Origin of the sequence: Collinsella sp. AF25-2LB (genome assembly GCF_003458415.1) — a bacterium.
Taxonomy (GTDB): Bacteria; Actinomycetota; Coriobacteriia; order Coriobacteriales; family Coriobacteriaceae; genus Collinsella.
Genome location: NZ_QRUF01000003.1, coordinates 17,082 through 33,156 on the forward strand (window position 1 = coordinate 17,082; position 16,075 = coordinate 33,156).

16 protein-coding genes are annotated in these 16,075 nt (G+C 56.7%); 3 read left to right on the forward strand and 13 right to left on the reverse strand.

Features of this window, described 5'->3' with window-relative positions:
• Nucleotides 1-56: 56 nt before the first annotated feature.
• Complete coding sequence (locus tag DWY51_RS02180; protein WP_022094153.1) at nt 57-275, reverse strand: hypothetical protein; 219 nt, start codon at nt 273-275, stop codon at nt 57-59.
• Between the two features lie 21 nt (nt 276-296).
• Entirely contained in the window at nt 297-3,494 is a 3,198-nt protein-coding gene (locus tag DWY51_RS02185; protein WP_117769715.1) for a hypothetical protein, read from the reverse strand.
• A 198-nt stretch (nt 3,495-3,692) separates the two neighbouring features.
• On the opposite strand from DWY51_RS02185, the gene DWY51_RS02190 reads away from it, so the two are divergent.
• Nucleotides 3,693-4,715 (forward strand): YafY family protein, encoded by a 1,023-nt coding sequence (locus DWY51_RS02190; protein ID WP_117629996.1) that lies wholly within the window; start codon nt 3,693-3,695, stop codon nt 4,713-4,715.
• Nucleotides 4,702-5,619, forward strand: a complete 918-nt coding sequence (locus DWY51_RS02195; protein WP_117769716.1) for a YafY family protein — start codon at nt 4,702-4,704, stop codon at nt 5,617-5,619. Before DWY51_RS02190 ends, DWY51_RS02195 begins: the two co-directional genes overlap by 14 nt.
• On the opposite strand, the gene DWY51_RS02200 is transcribed toward DWY51_RS02195, so the two are convergent.
• Both DWY51_RS02200 and DWY51_RS02205 read right to left on the reverse strand, forming a co-directional pair.
• Nucleotides 5,616-8,510, reverse strand: coding sequence for a helicase C-terminal domain-containing protein (locus DWY51_RS02200; protein ID WP_117769717.1), 2,895 nt, complete (start codon nt 8,508-8,510; stop codon nt 5,616-5,618). The two genes, DWY51_RS02195 and DWY51_RS02200, sit on opposite strands and share 4 nt — an antisense overlap.
• Nucleotides 8,504-9,469 (reverse strand): D-alanine--D-alanine ligase, encoded by a 966-nt coding sequence (locus DWY51_RS02205; RefSeq protein WP_117637917.1) that lies wholly within the window; start codon nt 9,467-9,469, stop codon nt 8,504-8,506. The genes DWY51_RS02200 and DWY51_RS02205 overlap by 7 nt, the downstream gene beginning before the upstream one ends.
• 85 nt (nt 9,470-9,554) lie before the next feature.
• Here DWY51_RS02205 and rlmN point away from each other — a divergent pair, with 85 nt between their 5' ends.
• Nucleotides 9,555-10,607, forward strand: a complete 1,053-nt coding sequence (gene rlmN / locus DWY51_RS02210) for a 23S rRNA (adenine(2503)-C(2))-methyltransferase RlmN (RefSeq protein ID WP_055251319.1) — start codon at nt 9,555-9,557, stop codon at nt 10,605-10,607.
• 198 nt (nt 10,608-10,805) lie between these two features.
• Here the strand turns inward: rlmN and DWY51_RS02215 are convergent, their stop codons facing one another.
• The 9 genes from DWY51_RS02215 to rpmH form a co-directional block, all read right to left on the reverse strand.
• Nucleotides 10,806-11,060, reverse strand: coding sequence for a hypothetical protein (locus DWY51_RS02215; RefSeq protein WP_006236197.1), 255 nt, complete (start codon nt 11,058-11,060; stop codon nt 10,806-10,808).
• Nucleotides 11,050-11,955, reverse strand: a complete 906-nt coding sequence (locus tag DWY51_RS02220; RefSeq protein ID WP_199411346.1) for a ParB/RepB/Spo0J family partition protein — start codon at nt 11,953-11,955, stop codon at nt 11,050-11,052. Before DWY51_RS02220 ends, DWY51_RS02215 begins: the two co-directional genes overlap by 11 nt.
• On the reverse strand, nt 11,948-12,748 hold the full coding sequence (locus tag DWY51_RS02225; RefSeq protein WP_055251322.1) for a ParA family protein: 801 nt from the start codon (nt 12,746-12,748) through the stop codon (nt 11,948-11,950). Before DWY51_RS02225 ends, DWY51_RS02220 begins: the two co-directional genes overlap by 8 nt.
• A 134-nt stretch (nt 12,749-12,882) precedes the next feature.
• Nucleotides 12,883-13,548, reverse strand: a complete 666-nt coding sequence (gene rsmG, locus DWY51_RS02230) for a 16S rRNA (guanine(527)-N(7))-methyltransferase RsmG (protein ID WP_233504598.1) — start codon at nt 13,546-13,548, stop codon at nt 12,883-12,885.
• Nucleotides 13,549-13,716: 168 nt separating this feature from the next.
• Nucleotides 13,717-14,286 (reverse strand): R3H domain-containing nucleic acid-binding protein, encoded by a 570-nt coding sequence (locus DWY51_RS02235; protein WP_022093802.1) that lies wholly within the window; start codon nt 14,284-14,286, stop codon nt 13,717-13,719.
• A 44-nt stretch (nt 14,287-14,330) separates the two neighbouring features.
• Nucleotides 14,331-15,101, reverse strand: coding sequence for a YidC/Oxa1 family membrane protein insertase (locus DWY51_RS02240; RefSeq protein ID WP_055251326.1), 771 nt, complete (start codon nt 15,099-15,101; stop codon nt 14,331-14,333).
• 29 nt (nt 15,102-15,130) lie between these two features.
• Complete coding sequence (yidD, locus tag DWY51_RS02245; RefSeq protein WP_022093804.1) at nt 15,131-15,355, reverse strand: membrane protein insertion efficiency factor YidD; 225 nt, start codon at nt 15,353-15,355, stop codon at nt 15,131-15,133.
• Nucleotides 15,352-15,690: a ribonuclease P protein component gene (gene rnpA, locus DWY51_RS02250; protein ID WP_082435526.1), complete on the reverse strand. Its 339-nt coding sequence runs from the start codon at nt 15,688-15,690 to the stop codon at nt 15,352-15,354. The genes yidD and rnpA overlap by 4 nt, the downstream gene beginning before the upstream one ends.
• A 20-nt stretch (nt 15,691-15,710) precedes the next feature.
• Nucleotides 15,711-15,845 carry a 50S ribosomal protein L34 gene (rpmH, locus tag DWY51_RS02255; RefSeq protein ID WP_019127408.1) on the reverse strand — a complete coding sequence of 45 codons (135 nt, stop codon included), beginning with the start codon at nt 15,843-15,845 and terminating at the stop codon, nt 15,711-15,713.
• Nucleotides 15,846-16,075 lie beyond the last annotated feature (230 nt).

Consider the following 16,075-nt stretch of genomic DNA (forward strand, 5'->3'; position numbering starts at 1 on the left):
AAGCGGGCGAGCCAGTCCCCCGGCTCGCCCGCTTTCAATCATTTAAATCGCCGCATCTACTCTGCAGACGAAGATCCACCATCAACGATTGCCTGCTCGGACTCAGGAATCCCATCGGCGCCCGTGCTCTGTTCTTGCTCCACCTCTTCGCTGATTGCGGAGGCGGGGGTCGAGCCCTTCGCGCCCACGATGTAGGCAGCTCCAAACCCTAACGCAATGGCAATCAAGGTCAAAATCACGTAGACAGGCCAATGGCGCTTAATATACGAAAACACGTTGACTCCTTAGAGCTCCGTCTACGAACGGCGGATAACCTCGGTCACGACCTCGGATACCGTGGCAATGTTCGTCGGGTTGACATTGTGGGGCAGGTCGTCCTCGGTACGAGCACAAGCCAGGCGCGTGCCGTCCACGCCGGCGATGGTGAGGGCTCGGCGGCTCGCCTCGAGCGCGGCATAGGCATCGGTCTTGGCATAGGGCATCTCGAGCGCGCCACAATCGACATGGAACGACTTGCACACCTTGCTGACCAGGTTCATGATGCGGCGATCGCCCTTGAGCAGCTGCTGTTCGCCCTCAACATTCACCACCGAAAGCCTACCGGCGCCGACGGATTCAAGATTGATGAAGAATACGCCGCGGAGCTTATCGCGATGCGAAGCCAAGAAGGCCTTCATACCGGCGCCATCACAATCCGAGGCGCCCGTTGCCACAAACCAGATATCGTGACCGAGCAGCTCATCGTCACCCATAGAGGCGACAGCCGAGAGCATATCTTCGGAAGAAGCGCCGTCGGAAGACGTAGCGCCGCCCTTCCAGCCATCGTTATCGTCCTCGAAATTATCCCACGAACCGATGCCGCGACCGGACTTCTTGGCATCGTAATCGTCTTCGACGCCCAGCCAGTCACTCATGCTGTCCTGTTCGTTTTTCTTTTTACGACCGAACAGGCCGCCCAGGCCGCGCTTGCGAGACTTGGGTGCCGCAGGGGCGGGAGCCGAAATGGTCTCGATCGGCTGTGCGCCCGACGCAACGGGCATAGGAGGCGCAACGGGTGCCGATGTGGGTTCGGGACCCTGGGCGGTAGCAAAGGGGTCGTTGACCTGTGCGGAGGGATCGGGAAGGTCGAACAGCGACGTGCGAGACGCAACGTTTGTCTGCTTCATCGACGGCAGCGACGGATCGGGGACCGAAGCCAGCGGAGACGAGGAGGGTGCAGGCGACGGTGCCGACGCCGGATCGGGAACATTCATCTGCGGACGCGGCGATGCTTGGGAGGAAATCTGGGCCATAAGGGAATCGACCGTTTCGTCCTGAGTGGGAGCGACATTGGCAACCGTGGCACCGGAACCACTCGGGGTCGGCATGGTGAAAATCTGCGTGGAGTAAGGCCTCGACTCATCCGTCTCGGGAGTCTCGGAAACCGCAGGCACTTCCTCCTGCTCGACCTCGGTTGAATCACCTTGATCGGCTGCCGCGTATTGCTCTTCGTCAGAGTTGGCCTCGACGGACTCGTCCTTGGCAGCATCCTGAATTTCGGCAGCATCAATGGGCTCGTCATCGTCTGCCGCGTCGCCCTGCTCATCGGAAACAGGAAGGGGCTCGGCAATCGCGGTGCCTTGCTTTTCAAACGTTATCGTGGAATCGAACTGCGCGGCATCAAACGACATGGTGCTATCGACATGCTGCTGAGCCTCGAAAGACGTCGTCGCCTCAGCAACATCCGCGGACGCCGGTTGCTGGGACTCAAAGGACGTCGTAGCTTCGGCAGCGTCGACGGGCACGGACTGCATAGCCTCGTTCTGCTCGAACTCTTGCGCCGCGCGCTCACGTGCCGCCTCGGCTGCCTGCTGCTGAGCGATAGCCTCCTGCTCGGCAGCCTCGCGTGCGGCAGCGCGCTTCCCCTCGAAATCGTCGACAAATTTCCTGCCCTTTGCAAGCGCACCCTTAAAGAAGTTGGAAGCGCTGGCGCCAATCGAAGAGAACGTGGATGCAATATCGGCATGGGGCGTTGCCGCGGGAATCTCGGCCGAGAAATCAGTATCGCTCTCGTAAGACACGCGCCTCGGCTGTTCAGCGTAATCGTCGTCAGGCTCGTCCGTAACGTCTTGCGCCGGCGCGGCGGGAGCCAAAATGTCCAGTCCTGCCGCGGGATCGATCGCGGACACCGCCTCGGGCTCGGCAACGGCAGCGGCAACCGCGGCAGACTTATCATCCACGGCGACAACGGGCGCAGATGCAGTCACGACGGGGGCAGGCTCGGGCTCAAACGTCGGCTCCTCGCCTTCCTCGTAATCGAGCGTGCAGGACTCGGGAAGCATTCCGAGCGCACGGATGGCATCCGAACCAAAGCGGATGTTGCCGGCGGCATTGCGATAGAGCTTGGGCTCGGGCTCGGCCGCGACAGGCTCCTCCGCCGGCTCGGCAGCGGGAACCTCGTCATTGAACTCTTCGGCCTGGACAGCCTGATTCTGATCCTCGGGCACGATGGCGCCAATCAGCGTCTCGTCGGCAGACGCACCCTCAAAGCCCTCGATCTGCTCGTCGAAAGCCTCGCCCTGTTCGGGCTCGGTCTGAGCGTCGGAAGCAATCGGCTGGCCGAACTCGTCCTCGGCGTAGGTAGGCTCTTCATACTCGATGGTGTTGCCGTAGTCGTTTTGCTGTTGGGCCGCGGCATACTCCGCCGCTGCGCGCGCCATTTCCTCGGCACGACGCTTCTGCTCCCCAAAATAGGTATCGAACGGAACATCGTCGGGAAACTCGTTTTCGCCCTGGAAGGGAGCAACGTTGTCCATAACGCCGAGCATAGCGGCGACAGAAGACTTGTTGCACACTGCGCCGGACGTATAGGGAAGCACAAAACGGTTAGAAATGATGTTTGCCGCGTTGGCGAGCGCAACGAGGGAAGCGAGGATCGCGACAATCCACAGCAGAACCTTGAGCGCGCCGGGGAGCGGCAGGATACGCAAGATGGCAACGGCAGCAGGGGCAACCGTGGCAACGGGCAACAGCTTGGCGATGAGCGCACGATAAGAAGCATAGGGCTCGCGGGCGAGCAGCTCAGCACGGGGAGAGTCGTAGTGTGCGACAACGACCACCGGGCGGTTGCGCGGAGACGCGAGCGGGCCCGAGGCCTTGTGGTAGGCGATGACATTTTGGCTCACGCCCGTCTTGCCCAGGCGCGAAACCACGGGGTGGCCCGTGCGTTCGAGCACGTAAAGAACGGCGCCGGCAATGGCCAGCAAGGTGCCGACCAAGCCGATGCCGCCGCCGATGCCCATCAGTAGGGCGCCGGCAAACGCAAGAATACCGGTAACGGCAAATGCCAACCTACTGGGCGCCGGGGCATTGAACTCCTGAACCTCGGGATCAAAGCCGTGGTTGCGGAAGATCTGAGCGATATCCTCGGCAGCCAAGCACTCTTCTTCGCTGCATGCCGGCGTAATGCCGGTGTTCTGCAGCAGGTGGTTAATATAGTTCTGGGTGTTCGCCATGTGCGCTCCACATCCATAATCCGACAAATAGGCCCAATGCATGCACATTAGAACCGTATATAGTCGAAAGTATACCCCGAGCGAGCGCAAACGACCGAATTCGGGCCATCTTAACGCCCCGAGCGGACAAGGATATAGCCTAATCTCCATATCGGACTAAAATCATGGCAGCAAACCACCTTCTCATGCGAGGACTCTATGACGGCAAGCGACACGACCGCGACAATTAAAAAGGAAAATTCGGAGCCCAGTTTCGATAAAACGGCTCAGCGCATCCTCAATCTTTTCTTTGTGCTCAACAGCTCCCCCGAACCGCTGACGACCGAGCAGATCGTCTTGGATTCTGACCTGGGATATGGCTCGGGCAACATCGACTCTGATAAGCGCAAGTTTCGGCGCGATCGTGACAAACTGCTCGAACGCGGCATCCTAATCAAGGAGGTTCGCCCTGCCGGCGCGCAGGAGACCGAGGAAAGCTCGTGGACAATCGACCGCGAGCACACGTTTGCAGCAGGTGGCCTCATCACCGCAGACGACGCCGACATCCTACTCAACGCCATCGACCAAACGCTTGCAAGCGGCTCTTCCACCTTTGCCGCACCACTTGCCGATATTCGCTCCAAGATTGCCTACCTCACCGGCAGGACGACGGCGGACGAGGCGACGATCAGCCGCTCTCCCACCGTCGATGCGGTTTGGAGCGCCTTTGCCGAGCGATGCGCGCTGCGATTTTTATATCAGAACGGACGCGGTGAGCAAAAAGAGCGTACCGTCTGCGTCTACGGCATGTTCGAGCGCGAGGGCGTGGCGTACTTCTGCGGCCTCGACAATGCCACCGACGACATCAGGACATTCCGCTGCGACCGTATCGTTCGCGCTTGGCGTCCTTCGAAGGCCTACACCATCCCTGCGGACTTCAACCTCAACGACTACCTGTTCTTTGAATTCGATTTTGCCGACCGACCGCCCGTTGCAGCTACGTTCTCATTCGCCCCTCAGACGCAGATCGATATGATCAACGGTCTCACGCGCGGGCGAGGTAAGCTCGCACACACCGATGCGGGATGGATCTGGACCGTTGACGTGCGCGACCTTGAAGCCGCCGCCTCATTTTGCATGGCCCACGCCATGGACGGCATGAGGCCCATGGCCCCCAAATCGCTCAAACAGGCGTGGAACCACCTCATCGAAAGGACGGTGCACGAGCATGCCCGTGCGTAAACTCACCAGCGAGCAGAGGCTCTCGCGCGCCATCGACATCATGGAGGCCCTCTACGCCGCCGGCGAGAACGGCATGACTCGAAACGAGATTTGCAGTCGCTTTGACATCACGGGGGCGTCGCTCGACGAGATTCTCGAGATCGTCTCGACGCTCGCGGACCGAGAATCGGGCGCGCGCATCATCTGCGAATGCCACGGCGAGCGTGTGGTCCTCACCGGTGACGCCGGTCGTGTGCTACCGCTGCGCCTGAGTGCCGCCGAGGGCGCCGTGCTCAACCACGAGCTTGAATCGTTGGGGATCGAGCCGCAGACGGCGGCTCGGATTCGATTTGCTCTTCTACCCGAAGAGCTCGGCTATAACCAGCGCGTCTTTGACACCGTCAACCACGGGTCGCACTGGCAGCAGCTGAGCTGCGCCATTCAGGACGGCGTTCGCTGCCGTATCTCGTATCGCTCGATGGACGATGCACGGCCACGCGAGCGTCTGGTCGACCCCTTGCGCATTACGGCAAACGGCGACCAAACATACCTGATTGCCTGGGACATCGCAGTCGATGAGCAGCGCACCTATCGCATGGATAAAATCGAGGGACTCGCCTTGACGGAAGACTCCGTCGTGCCTCACGCACCGGACGTCGCATCCCTCCACGATTCCCTTGCCCGGACGCAGCGTAGCGCAAAGCTCTTGATGCCATTCGATATGGCGGAGCATCTGGACTGGGCCGGCATCACCCTCATCGAGCGCAGCGGGGCAGACATGGCAACGGTAACCGTGCATTACGGCTCCGAGCGTTGGCTACTGAGCCAGATAATCGCAGCGGGCGGAGCCATCCGCATCTTGGATGACCCCACCCTGTCAAAGCGTCTGTGCGATATGGCAAAAACTCTCGTCTGTCCGCTTTAGCGCCGCCGCTCGTGGCGTGCGCGCCACAGCTGTAGATAGTGCCCGATCTGCGCCGATTCGATGCGCTGGTAAGAGCTCGTGGGCAGCGACGTTAAGAACTTCTTGCCATAGCCCTTCGTCACCAGGCGAGGATCCGCCAAGATCAGCACGCCGCTATCGGTCGACGAGCGAATCAAACGCCCCGCGGCCTGCTTAACCTCGAGCACCGCCTCGGGCAGCGAATAGCGCGCCCATGCGCGGTCTTCGCGCAGGTTGCGCTCGCACGAGAGCGGGTCCGTGGGGCTCGAGAACGGCAACTTGGGAATGATGACGCAGCGCAGCGTCTCGCCGCTGGCATCAAACCCCTCCCAGAAGGCCTTGAGCGCAAAAAGCGACGAGGTCGGTTCGTTGATAAACCGGTCGCGCAGGCGACGAGGAGATGAGTTGCGCTGCTGGCAGTTGAGCTCCAGACCCGCACGGGCCATCTTGGGCTCAACGCGGGCGTATAGGTCCTCCATGTCGCGCCGATTGGTGAACAACGTGAGCACCGATCCGCCCATGGCAAGATGGGCGTCGACCAGTACGCGCTCGAGCGCCGTAAGATAGCTCTCACGATCGCGCGGATCGGGGATATCGCCCGCAACGACTACAGCCATGTTCGAATCGAAGTCGTAGCTCGAATCCAAGTGCAGCGATGACGACGTTGAAGCACCGATGCGATCAAGGCCGACCGCATGGTTAAAGTGCTCAAAGCTTTTGGACACCGTCATGGTCGCCGAGGCAAAGATAGCCGTGTGAACCTCGGGCAGCCACTCGGTTGCCAAGGCCTCGCCAATGTCGATGCGCTCTGCGGTCATTGACTCTCCGCCGGCACGCAGCCTGCGATTGACCTGCAGCGAATACACGTAGTGTTCATCGGTACCATCAATGATGAGTTTTAGGTTCTCGGCCAGCTCGTGCAGGCGGCGCGAGATATCACCCAGGTCGACAACAACCTCTGGCTTGTCGGCGGCGACGGCTTGCACCAGCGCGTCGACGCTCTTGTCAGCTTGTTCCAATGCGTCGATGCCAGTGTAGGCCGACTGTAAGAAATCATGCCAGTCGTCAGATTCGCGCAGCTCGGGGCCAATCCATAGATTGGCATTGTCATAACCCCCACGCGCACGGCGGCCGAGCTCGCGAACGCCATCGAACACGCCGGCGATCGCCATGCTCGCGCGCGCAACCGTCGACGTCGCCTTGGCAGTAAGGCCCAGATAGAGCGTAGAGCCCTCGGAGGTTGCCAAATCACGGGAAACCTGGCTTAGCGCGCCGGTGCTCGAGCCACCCAGACGCTCAAACAGAACGCGCGATTCGTCCGCCGACACCACACGCGCCCACTGACGGCGCGCCTCGCGCTCGATGGAATGGGCCTCGTCGATTACCCAATGACGAATCGGAGGCAAAATCCTGCCCTCGGCCGCGACGTTGCGGAACAGCAGGGAATGGTTGGTGACCACCACATCGGCATGCGCCGCACGACGGCGAGCGCCGTGGACCAAACATTTATCAGGGAAAAACGGGCAGAGGCGACGAGCACACTCGCGCGAGGCCGTCGTAAAGTCGGGACGGTTGACGCTGCGCCACCGAATGCCGAGCGAGTCGAGGTCGCCATCGGCTGATTGGCAGACGTACGCCATAATGACCGCGACCGCCGTGAGCGTGTCCGCCGGATCGCGCTTGGTGGTAATCTCGACCTGGCCGCGGCTCATGCGCTCGAGCTTGCGCAGGCACGGATAGTGGTCATACCCCTTGAGAGCGCAAAATGACAGACCACCGTCCAGTTGCTCGGCAAGTTTTGGCAGCTCATGGTACATGAGCTGGTCGGCAAGATTGTTCGATTTGGTCGCAATACCTACCGTGATGTTGTTACGGCGTGCTGCCTCGGCAAAAGGCACCAGATAGGCCATCGATTTGCCGACGCCTGTGCCTGCCTCAATTACTCGATGAGTGCCCGTGACCAGCGCATCGCGGACCTCGAGTGCCATCGCGATCTGCTCATCACGCGGCTCGTAGGTGGGATACATGCGATTGACCAGGCCACCTGGCGCATAGTCTGCCTCGATCTCCTCACGACTCGGCATCTTGAGAACCGGCAGCTCATCGGCGTCCACCCGATCGTCGGCGCGATCGGCCTTGAGAACGTCAGCACGAGCGGCGCTGAGAGAGAAGATAGAACCAGGGTTCTGCCTTGCCAAGAATGAGAAGATAGGACGATAGGACCAAGGCACGTCCGGATGCATGTCGGCTAGGCGCGCCATGAGGCCCTGGGGCAAGTCGGTGAGCGCCACGAGCAACACGCGCCATACGCCACACAGGGCGTCGACGTCGGCATTGGCACGGTGTGATACCGAGTCGCAGCCAAACAGATCGGCCATAAAAGACAGCTTGTGAGAGGCCAGGCGCGGAAGCGCGATGCGCGACAGCGCCAGCGAATCGATCCAAATATCGCTCACGTTGACGCCGCCTTTGACCGACTCGATAAACGAGCGGTCGAACGTGGCGTTATGTGCGATCACCGGGCAGCCACCGACAAAATCGGCGAGAGCGGCGACGGCCTCAACCGCCGACGGGGCATCTGCCACATCGGCATTTGTAATGCTCGTGAGCTCGGTAATCTCGGCGGGAATCAGCTGCCTGGGATGCACGAAGGTATCGAAGCGGTCGATGACCTCGCGGCCCGAAAGACGGGCCGCCGAGATCTCGATCAGCTCGTTGTCCTGCACCGAAAGACCCGTGGTCTCGGTATCGAGGACGATAACATCTTCCTCGATGAGACCAAACGCTTGGGTTTTGGCGCGCTCGGCAAGCGTGGCATAGGAATCGATGACAAACTGCGGCGTTCCTGACGAAACCGCGTCCTCGATTAGCATGCAATGCCCGCTCGACGAAGGCCCATACGGATCAGGCTGTCACAGACCTGCGGGAACGTCATGTCGTCGGTGTGGCGGATCTCATCCGGATACAGCGACGTATCGGTCATGCCGGGAATGGTATTGGTCTCGAGGATAACGGGGCCGTCCTCGCTCACAATAAAGTCGCTGCGCGAGATACCCAGGCAACCGAGGGCCTTGTGAGCGGCACAGGCAAGTTCCTGAGCGCGAGCGTAATTCTCGGGTGAAATCTGCGCCGGAATGCGATGGATATCCGTAGGGTCGACATACTTCACGTCCAGATCGTAGAACTCGCAGTCCTCGGGCTTACGAATCTCGACAATCGGCAGGGCGCGTACGTCATCTTCGCCGTATACGCCGACGGTGATCTCGGTACCCTCGATGCACTTCTCGACCAGCACTTTGTCGCCGTACTCAAACGCCTTGGCGATTGCCGCGGGCAGCTCGGAGGGCTCATGGACCAGGGAAATGCCATAGCTGGAACCGTTGACGGCCGGCTTCACAAAGCAGCGCTCGCCACAAACCTCGACGATATGATCGATATCGACTTCATCGCCCACCTCGAGCGCAAGGCCGGGGGCAATGGGAATGCCCGCCTTGGCGTATAGGAGCTTAGAGACCTCCTTGTCGGCACCGCAGGCGCTGGCAAGTACGCCCGAGGCCGTGTAGGGGATACCCAGGGTCTCCATGGCACCCTGCATGGCGCCATCCTCACCGCCGGCGCCGTGCATGGCGATAAATGCCACATCGAATCCGCCGGTCGCCATGGTTACCATAAAGTCATCAGCGGCCGTGTCAAGCAGCTCCACCGAGGTGTAGCCGGCTTCCTTCAGTGCCACCACAACGTTCTTTCCCGAATCGAGCGAGATCTCGCGCTCGGCGGAATGACCGCCCGCCAAGACCGCTACGTGCATGTTCTCTAGGCTTTTACCCGGCATGGGCAGACTCCTCCTCTATAATTTCTGCAGCTGATACCATATTGTAGCGATACCCTCTACGTTTCCCCAAAATCGAAAGGCTTCCATGAATCCCAGGACTAAATCTCAGGACATTCGCGACTTGAGCCAAAACGATATTCGCGAGCTCGTGGCCGAACTTGGCCAGCCCGCCTTCCGCGCGAAGCAGCTCATCGAATGGGTCTTTGAGAAGAACGTTTGTTCGTTTGACGATATGACCAACCTTCCCAAGGCTTTCCGTGAGCAGCTTAAAGAGGCTTTTGCCTTTGATACGCCGACTGAACTCACCAAGCAGGTTTCCAAAGATGGCTCGCGCAAGTATCTGCTCGAGTACCACGATGGCATTTCCGTCGAGACTGTCGGCATGCCCCGTCGTAACAAACTTTCCGTCTGCGTTTCCACCCAGGCAGGCTGCGGCATGGGCTGCGCCTTTTGCGCTACCGGTCTCAACGGCCTCAAGCGCTCTCTGACCGCTCAAGAGATCGTCGACCAGGTGCTTCATGTATCCAACGACTTTGGCGAGCGTGCCACGAGCGTTGTCTTCATGGGCCAGGGCGAGCCGTTTGCCAACTACGACGAGGTTCTCAAGGCACTGCGTATCCTCAACGACCCCGATGGTATCGGTATCGGCGCTCGTCACCTCACCGTCTCTACCAGCGGCGTTATTCCCGGTATTCGCAAATTTGCCGATATCCCCGAGCAGTTCACTCTTGCCGTGTCGCTGCATTCCGCCATCCAGTCGACGCGCAATAAGCTCATGCCCGGTGTTAAGAAATACACGCTGCTTCGCCTTCACGAAGCGCTTCAGCTCTACACCGAGAAGACTGGCCGCCGCCCGACCTATGAGTATGCCATGATCGAAGGCGTCAACGATACGAATCCCGAGATGCAGGCACTCTGCGACTTCTGCGAGGGAACGCTGTGCCACGTTAACCTGATTCAACTTAACGACATCGAGGGCAGCCCGCTCAAGCCGTCGCCGATTCATAAGGTTGAGGATCTTCAGCGTCGTCTTGAGTCCCGTGGCATCGAGACCACGATTCGTAACTCCCGTGGTAACGATATTGACGCCGCTTGCGGACAGCTGAAACAGCGTTTCAAAGTTCAGAAGAACGCATAGGGGAGTCACACTCCAAAACGTTTCATGTGAAACATCGAACGGCCCCTGTTGCAGGATATGCAACCGGGGTCGTTTCATTTATTGACCTTAATTTTGAATCAGCTGCTACCTGTCCCATTTTTACGGCCAAAATAAGGGGTCCTTGTCTCATGAATCAGACAAGGACCCCTCAAAATTTGCTGAGTAATTGTTAGGTACCTAATAGCCTACATTTTCCCATTGGTTGCTGACCCAACCTTGATTAATCTTGGGATTCTTCGTTACCTGAGCAGTACGCATGGCAACATCTTCTGTCATAACATCCATTTTCTTTTTGGAAGTATCGACGATATCTTGCGCGCTACGAAGCAAACGACCTCGAAGTTCATCGTCTGTCGCGATCCTATAGCCAGCAAAGGCACCAGCCGCGACAGTCGTCACCAATGCAATCGCTGTTAAAATCTTATTCCTCATCTTGGCCTCCTTGATCAAACTGAATCATTTCGCCAAGAATACGAGAGAGCTCTTCCTCGTCTTTAAACTCAATCTCAATCTTATTCTTTCCACGCGAGCTCTTCACACGCACGTTGGTATTAAAAACCTGACGAAGCACGCGGGCAGCCTTTTTAAAAGACTGAGGCGTTGCAGGCCTCGGCGTCTTAGGTGTCTCTCCGGCAGAAAACAACGGAGCAAGATTTTCTGTCGCTCTTACGGAAAGGCCCTCTGTAACAACTTTCTCTGCAAGTCGAATACGCGCGTCCTCATAGGGAACTGCAAGAATCGCACGTGCGTGACCAGCAGTAAGTTTACCCTCAAAAATCATCTGCTGAACTACTTCGGGGAGATCGAGAAGGCGCAGCGAGTTTGTAATTGCAGAGCGTGACTTGCTTACGGCCTTCGACAACGCCTCCTGGGTCATACCGCTAGCATCGATGAGCTGGCGATAGCCCTTAGCCTCTTCGACGGGATTCAGATCAGAACGCTGAAGATTTTCGATAAGAGCAAGAGCCAGCATCTCTTCATCATTAGCATCTTTAATGATGACAGGCAGTTCCTCAAGACCAGCAAGCTTTGACGCCTGATAACGACGCTCACCAGCGATGATCTCATAGCCGTTTCCATGCTTGCGAACCAAGAGCGGCTGCAAAACGCCATGTTCTTGGATTGACTCGCTCAACTCGCGAAGTTCAGTTTCATTAAAGTGAACTCGCGGTTGATTAGGGTTGGGAACGATATCCTCAATAGGTAGTTTTGTTTCAGATGCGGCATTTGAAGCCGATGCAGCAGAACCACCGGTCTCATACTCAGCCTCTGAGACCAAAGCATTGAGTCCGCGTCCCAATCCACCACGTTTCTTTGCACTAGGCACGCTTGATCACCTCTTTTGCAAGGTTCATATACGCTTTTGCACCCTTATTTTGAGGTGCATAGGTAATTACCGGTTCTCCAAAAGACGGAGCTTCAGAGATTTTAACCGTACGGGGAATCAGCGTCTTAAACGCCTTATCACCAAAGTACGATTGAACTTCCTCAACAACCTGATTCGACAAAGAAGTACGTGAGTCATACATGGTCATAAGCACGCCATAGGTGTCTAAGCCCTTGTTCAGACGTGATTTGACCATCTTCATTGACTCAAGCAGCTTCGTAACGCCCTCGAGTGCGTAATACTCACACTGGATCGGAATCAAAACGCTATCTGCTGCGGTCAAGGCATTGATAGTAAGCAGGCCGAGCGAAGGAGGACAGTCAATGAAAATAAAATCGAACTCGTCCTGAATCGGCTCAAGCAAATCTTTGAGGCGGGTTTCACGAGCAATTGCGCTTACGAGCTCAATTTCGGCACCTGCAAGCTGAATCGTAGCTGGAATTACGAATACCTTTTTGCAATTTGTATCAAGAACAAGCGATTCTGCCGGCACATCATTCAACAATGCATCATAGATGCAGTGATCAAGGTCTTCTTTTTCAATTCCAAATCCACTGGTACTGTTTCCCTGCGGATCAAAATCGACAATCAGTGTCTTACGACCCTGCTCACCCAGTGCTGCTGCAAGGTTTACAGCCGTCGTTGACTTACCGACGCCGCCTTTTTGATTGATGATTGCAATGATACGCGTGTCTTTTGCGTTCTTAGAACGCTTAACGTCGCGAAATCCCACGGTCCCTCCTGGTGTATATTAAAGCTGTCAAACGGAGGATGTTTCACGTGAAACATTCCGATTCGATATCAACCGCCATGCTTCACGTGAAACACTGCAAGTTGTTAGTATCCATTATGTTTCACGTGAAACATCTAGGCAAGCGGATTCTTCTTAGCCATGCCATTTGCACGAGGCAATGAAACGGATGCTGGATGACTCTTCTTGAGAACAATGAACTCCCTGTGGCCCAAGCCCTCAGGCAAATCGATTGCGTCATTAAGAAGCAAAGTGAAGCCGCAAATCTTAGCTGCCGACATGCCGGAAACTAGCTCCTCATCCGAAGGATTACCCTTGGTGATAACAAATAGACCTCCATCCTTGAGGAACGGAGCCGCATACTCAACAAGAATCGGTAGAGGGGCAAGTGCGCGGGCGGTTACGACAGAAAACTGCTTCTTATGGCTTCGAGCATATTCTTCAAGGCGATCATGAACCGCATGAGCATGTTTCAATCCAAGAACATCAACAAAAGAATTGACAGCATCAACCTTCTTACCAACAGAGTCAATATAAGTAGCTTTACGATGCATGGTTATGGTTAACGGAATACCAGGGAAGCCCGCACCTGTTCCCATATCGAGCAAAGCTCCCTCAGGAGCCTTATTGATATAGGGGAGCAAAACAAGTGAGTCGAGGATATGAAGTACCGCAGCATCTTCTATGTTAAGAATACGGGTGAGATTGGTTGTCTTATTTGTTTCCAGAACCAAATCCAAATGTTGAATACATTTCCTCAGCTCAGTATCAGTTACGCTCAAGGAATACTCTTTGCAATAGGAAGTTAGACGACTCAACATCTCGTCAGCCTGCTGATCAGTAAGTACTAACAACGAAAGCTCCTTTCTGACAAAAATCAGTGTATCGAGAACTTTTGACAAAAAAAGGGGACGTGGAAACCACGTCCCCTTAGCATAAGCTCGAGTAGATTATCGAGCAACAATCACCACATGGCGATCGGGGTCAGAACCCTCAGAATGAGTATCGACGGCGTCATTGCCACGAAGTGCAATGTGAACCAGTCGGCGCTCGTAGGCATTCATGGGCGGAAGCGAAACACTCTTATGAGTGCGGATGGCACGCTCGGCAGCAGACTGAGCCATGGAGGCAACCTTGTCCTGACGGCGGCTCTTGTATCCCTCGACGTCCACTACAACCGGATACCTAAAGCCGAGCTTGCGGCTCACCAGCAATGAGAACATAACCTGAAGGGCATCAAGGGTGCGACCATGACGGCCAATGAGAACAGCAAGGTCGGGAGCCGTTACATCCAGAATCAGCTCACCCTCGTCGCCCTCATACTCATCGATAGGAGAGTTGGCGGCATCGAAGTGCGAAAGGATGGAACGCAGGATGGAAATCGCGACATCGGCAATGGTGTCGAGCTCCTCGTCGGTCAGCTCTTCACCAGCCTTGTAGCGCTGTGCAATCTCGGGATAATCGCCCGCGACCTGCGGGGCAACCTCCTCAAGCATATCCTCGATGATCTCTTCAGACATAACGTACTCCAAAAGTTAGGTACCTAAATAAGATTGATGTCCCACTACTTCTTCTTGTGCGGGCGCGGCTTCTTCTCGCGACGAGTAACCTCAACCTGCAGCGGCGCGTTCTTAAGGCGCTCCTCCTCATCGGCCTTCGCCTTGTCGATGACCTTCTGCGTCACAAAAATCTGCTGGATAACCTGCCAAGCAGACGAGACGTCGTAGTACAGCAGAACACCAACGGGAAGGCTCCAGCCCATCCAAAGCATCATGACCGTCATGACAACGGCCATCATACGCATGCTCTGAGCCTGCTGGCCGGTCTGGTTGCGCGACATATAGAGCTGCGGAATCAGGGTCAGGACAGCGAACAGGATCAGGCAGACCAGCGCAGGCAGCGCGACCATAAAGCCATCGGCAAAGGAGGCACTCGGCGTGGTGGTCAGGTCGGGCAGAATATTAAAGAACGAGAACGTGCCGTCGTTAAAGTAGTCCGGCAGGTTACGCAGCAGCGTAAACAGGGCGAACAGGACAGGCATCTGGATCAACAGCGGCAGACAACCAGCCATGGGGTTGAACTTGTTCTCGCTGTAGAACTTCTGCATCTCCTCGGCCTGCCGCTGGGGATCGTCGGCATAGCGCTCCTGGATCTCGAGCATCTTAGGCTGCAGCACCTGCATGCGAGCCGTCGACTTGGTCGACTTGAGCATAAGCGGCGTCAGCAGCAGACGGATGATGACCACCAGGATGATGATGGACAGGCCCCAGTCGACCGCAAAGGTCTGGATGAGCTTGAGCAGCTCGAAAAGGATGTTAACGATCCAATCCCACATGTAAGTTTTCCTCCGATAGCGAGTGCCCGCTAGGGCACAGGGTCATAACCGCCGACGTGCAGGGGATTGCAGCGAGCGATGCGCCTCACGGCAAGCCAGCAGCCTCTCAAAACACCGTACTTCTCAATCGCCTGGACGGCGTATTGCGAGCACGTTGGGTAATAAATGCAGGCGTCAGGCAATAAGGGCGAAATAACCTGTTGATATATGCGAATAGGAGCGATGGCAACACGTCGCAAAACGTGATTGCTCATCGCTCCTCCCCGGCAACGCCGGCGCGTTTCATAAGCGAACGCAATGCATTGTCCATCTCCTGCGGCGAGGAAACCCTCGTCTTGGGAGTTGCGAACAAGATGATGTCATAACCCGCAACGGGAAATCCGCAGCTGCGGGCGGCCTCGCGCATCACACGCTTAGAACGGTTGCGCACGACAGCACAACCGAGCCGTTTAGCACCAACGAAGGCGACCCTTCCGGAGTCGCCTTCGCCAACCGATTCACATATGGTCATTCGAATCAGAGGGTGATTAAAACGACGCCCCTGACTGAACACATGCTCGAAATCTTGCCGAGACTTAATAGTCTTCATGCGAGATGTGTGTATCGCTGCTAGACAGTGAGACGCTTGCGGCCCTTGGCGCGACGACGGGCGAGCACGGCACGACCACCCTTAGTGGCCATACGGGCACGGAAGCCATGGGTCTTGGCACGCTTACGCTTATTAGGCTGATACGTACGCTTCATCTTAAGTTCCTCCTGCTGCATTTCGAGTGTCCGCGGGGGCGCGGACGCAGATATAGACACGTGAGCTTGAAGATTGTAGGGAAATCAATGTTCAAATGTCAAGAAATCAAAGGTAAAAGGTTGCGCAGTTCACACGGTTCCCCCATAAGCCGAGCTCGTTTTAGCGGTGCATGGCAACTTTTCACGATATTTCATCGAGTTTTCAACAGGTCATGTTGGCAATGTTGAGA

What these genes read in the sequence shown, in the direction of transcription:
- yidD (WP_022093804.1), bottom strand. Translation starts at nt 15,355, where the DNA reads ATGAGCAATCACGTTTTGCGACGTGTTGCCATCGCTCCTATTCGCATA.
- DWY51_RS02195 (WP_117769716.1), top strand. Translation starts at nt 4,702, where the DNA reads ATGCCCGTGCGTAAACTCACCAGCGAGCAGAGGCTCTCGCGCGCCATC.
- DWY51_RS02190 (WP_117629996.1), top strand. Translation starts at nt 3,693, where the DNA reads ATGACGGCAAGCGACACGACCGCGACAATTAAAAAGGAAAATTCGGAG.
- rpmH (WP_019127408.1), bottom strand. Translation starts at nt 15,845, where the DNA reads ATGAAGCGTACGTATCAGCCTAATAAGCGTAAGCGTGCCAAGACCCAT.
- rlmN (WP_055251319.1), top strand. Translation starts at nt 9,555, where the DNA reads ATGAATCCCAGGACTAAATCTCAGGACATTCGCGACTTGAGCCAAAAC.
- DWY51_RS02200 (WP_117769717.1), bottom strand. Translation starts at nt 8,510, where the DNA reads ATGCTAATCGAGGACGCGGTTTCGTCAGGAACGCCGCAGTTTGTCATC.
- rnpA (WP_082435526.1), bottom strand. Translation starts at nt 15,690, where the DNA reads ATGAAGACTATTAAGTCTCGGCAAGATTTCGAGCATGTGTTCAGTCAG.
- DWY51_RS02240 (WP_055251326.1), bottom strand. Translation starts at nt 15,101, where the DNA reads ATGTGGGATTGGATCGTTAACATCCTTTTCGAGCTGCTCAAGCTCATC.
- DWY51_RS02185 (WP_117769715.1), bottom strand. Translation starts at nt 3,494, where the DNA reads ATGGCGAACACCCAGAACTATATTAACCACCTGCTGCAGAACACCGGC.
- DWY51_RS02215 (WP_006236197.1), bottom strand. Translation starts at nt 11,060, where the DNA reads ATGAGGAATAAGATTTTAACAGCGATTGCATTGGTGACGACTGTCGCG.
- DWY51_RS02235 (WP_022093802.1), bottom strand. Translation starts at nt 14,286, where the DNA reads ATGTCTGAAGAGATCATCGAGGATATGCTTGAGGAGGTTGCCCCGCAG.
- DWY51_RS02205 (WP_117637917.1), bottom strand. Translation starts at nt 9,469, where the DNA reads ATGCCGGGTAAAAGCCTAGAGAACATGCACGTAGCGGTCTTGGCGGGC.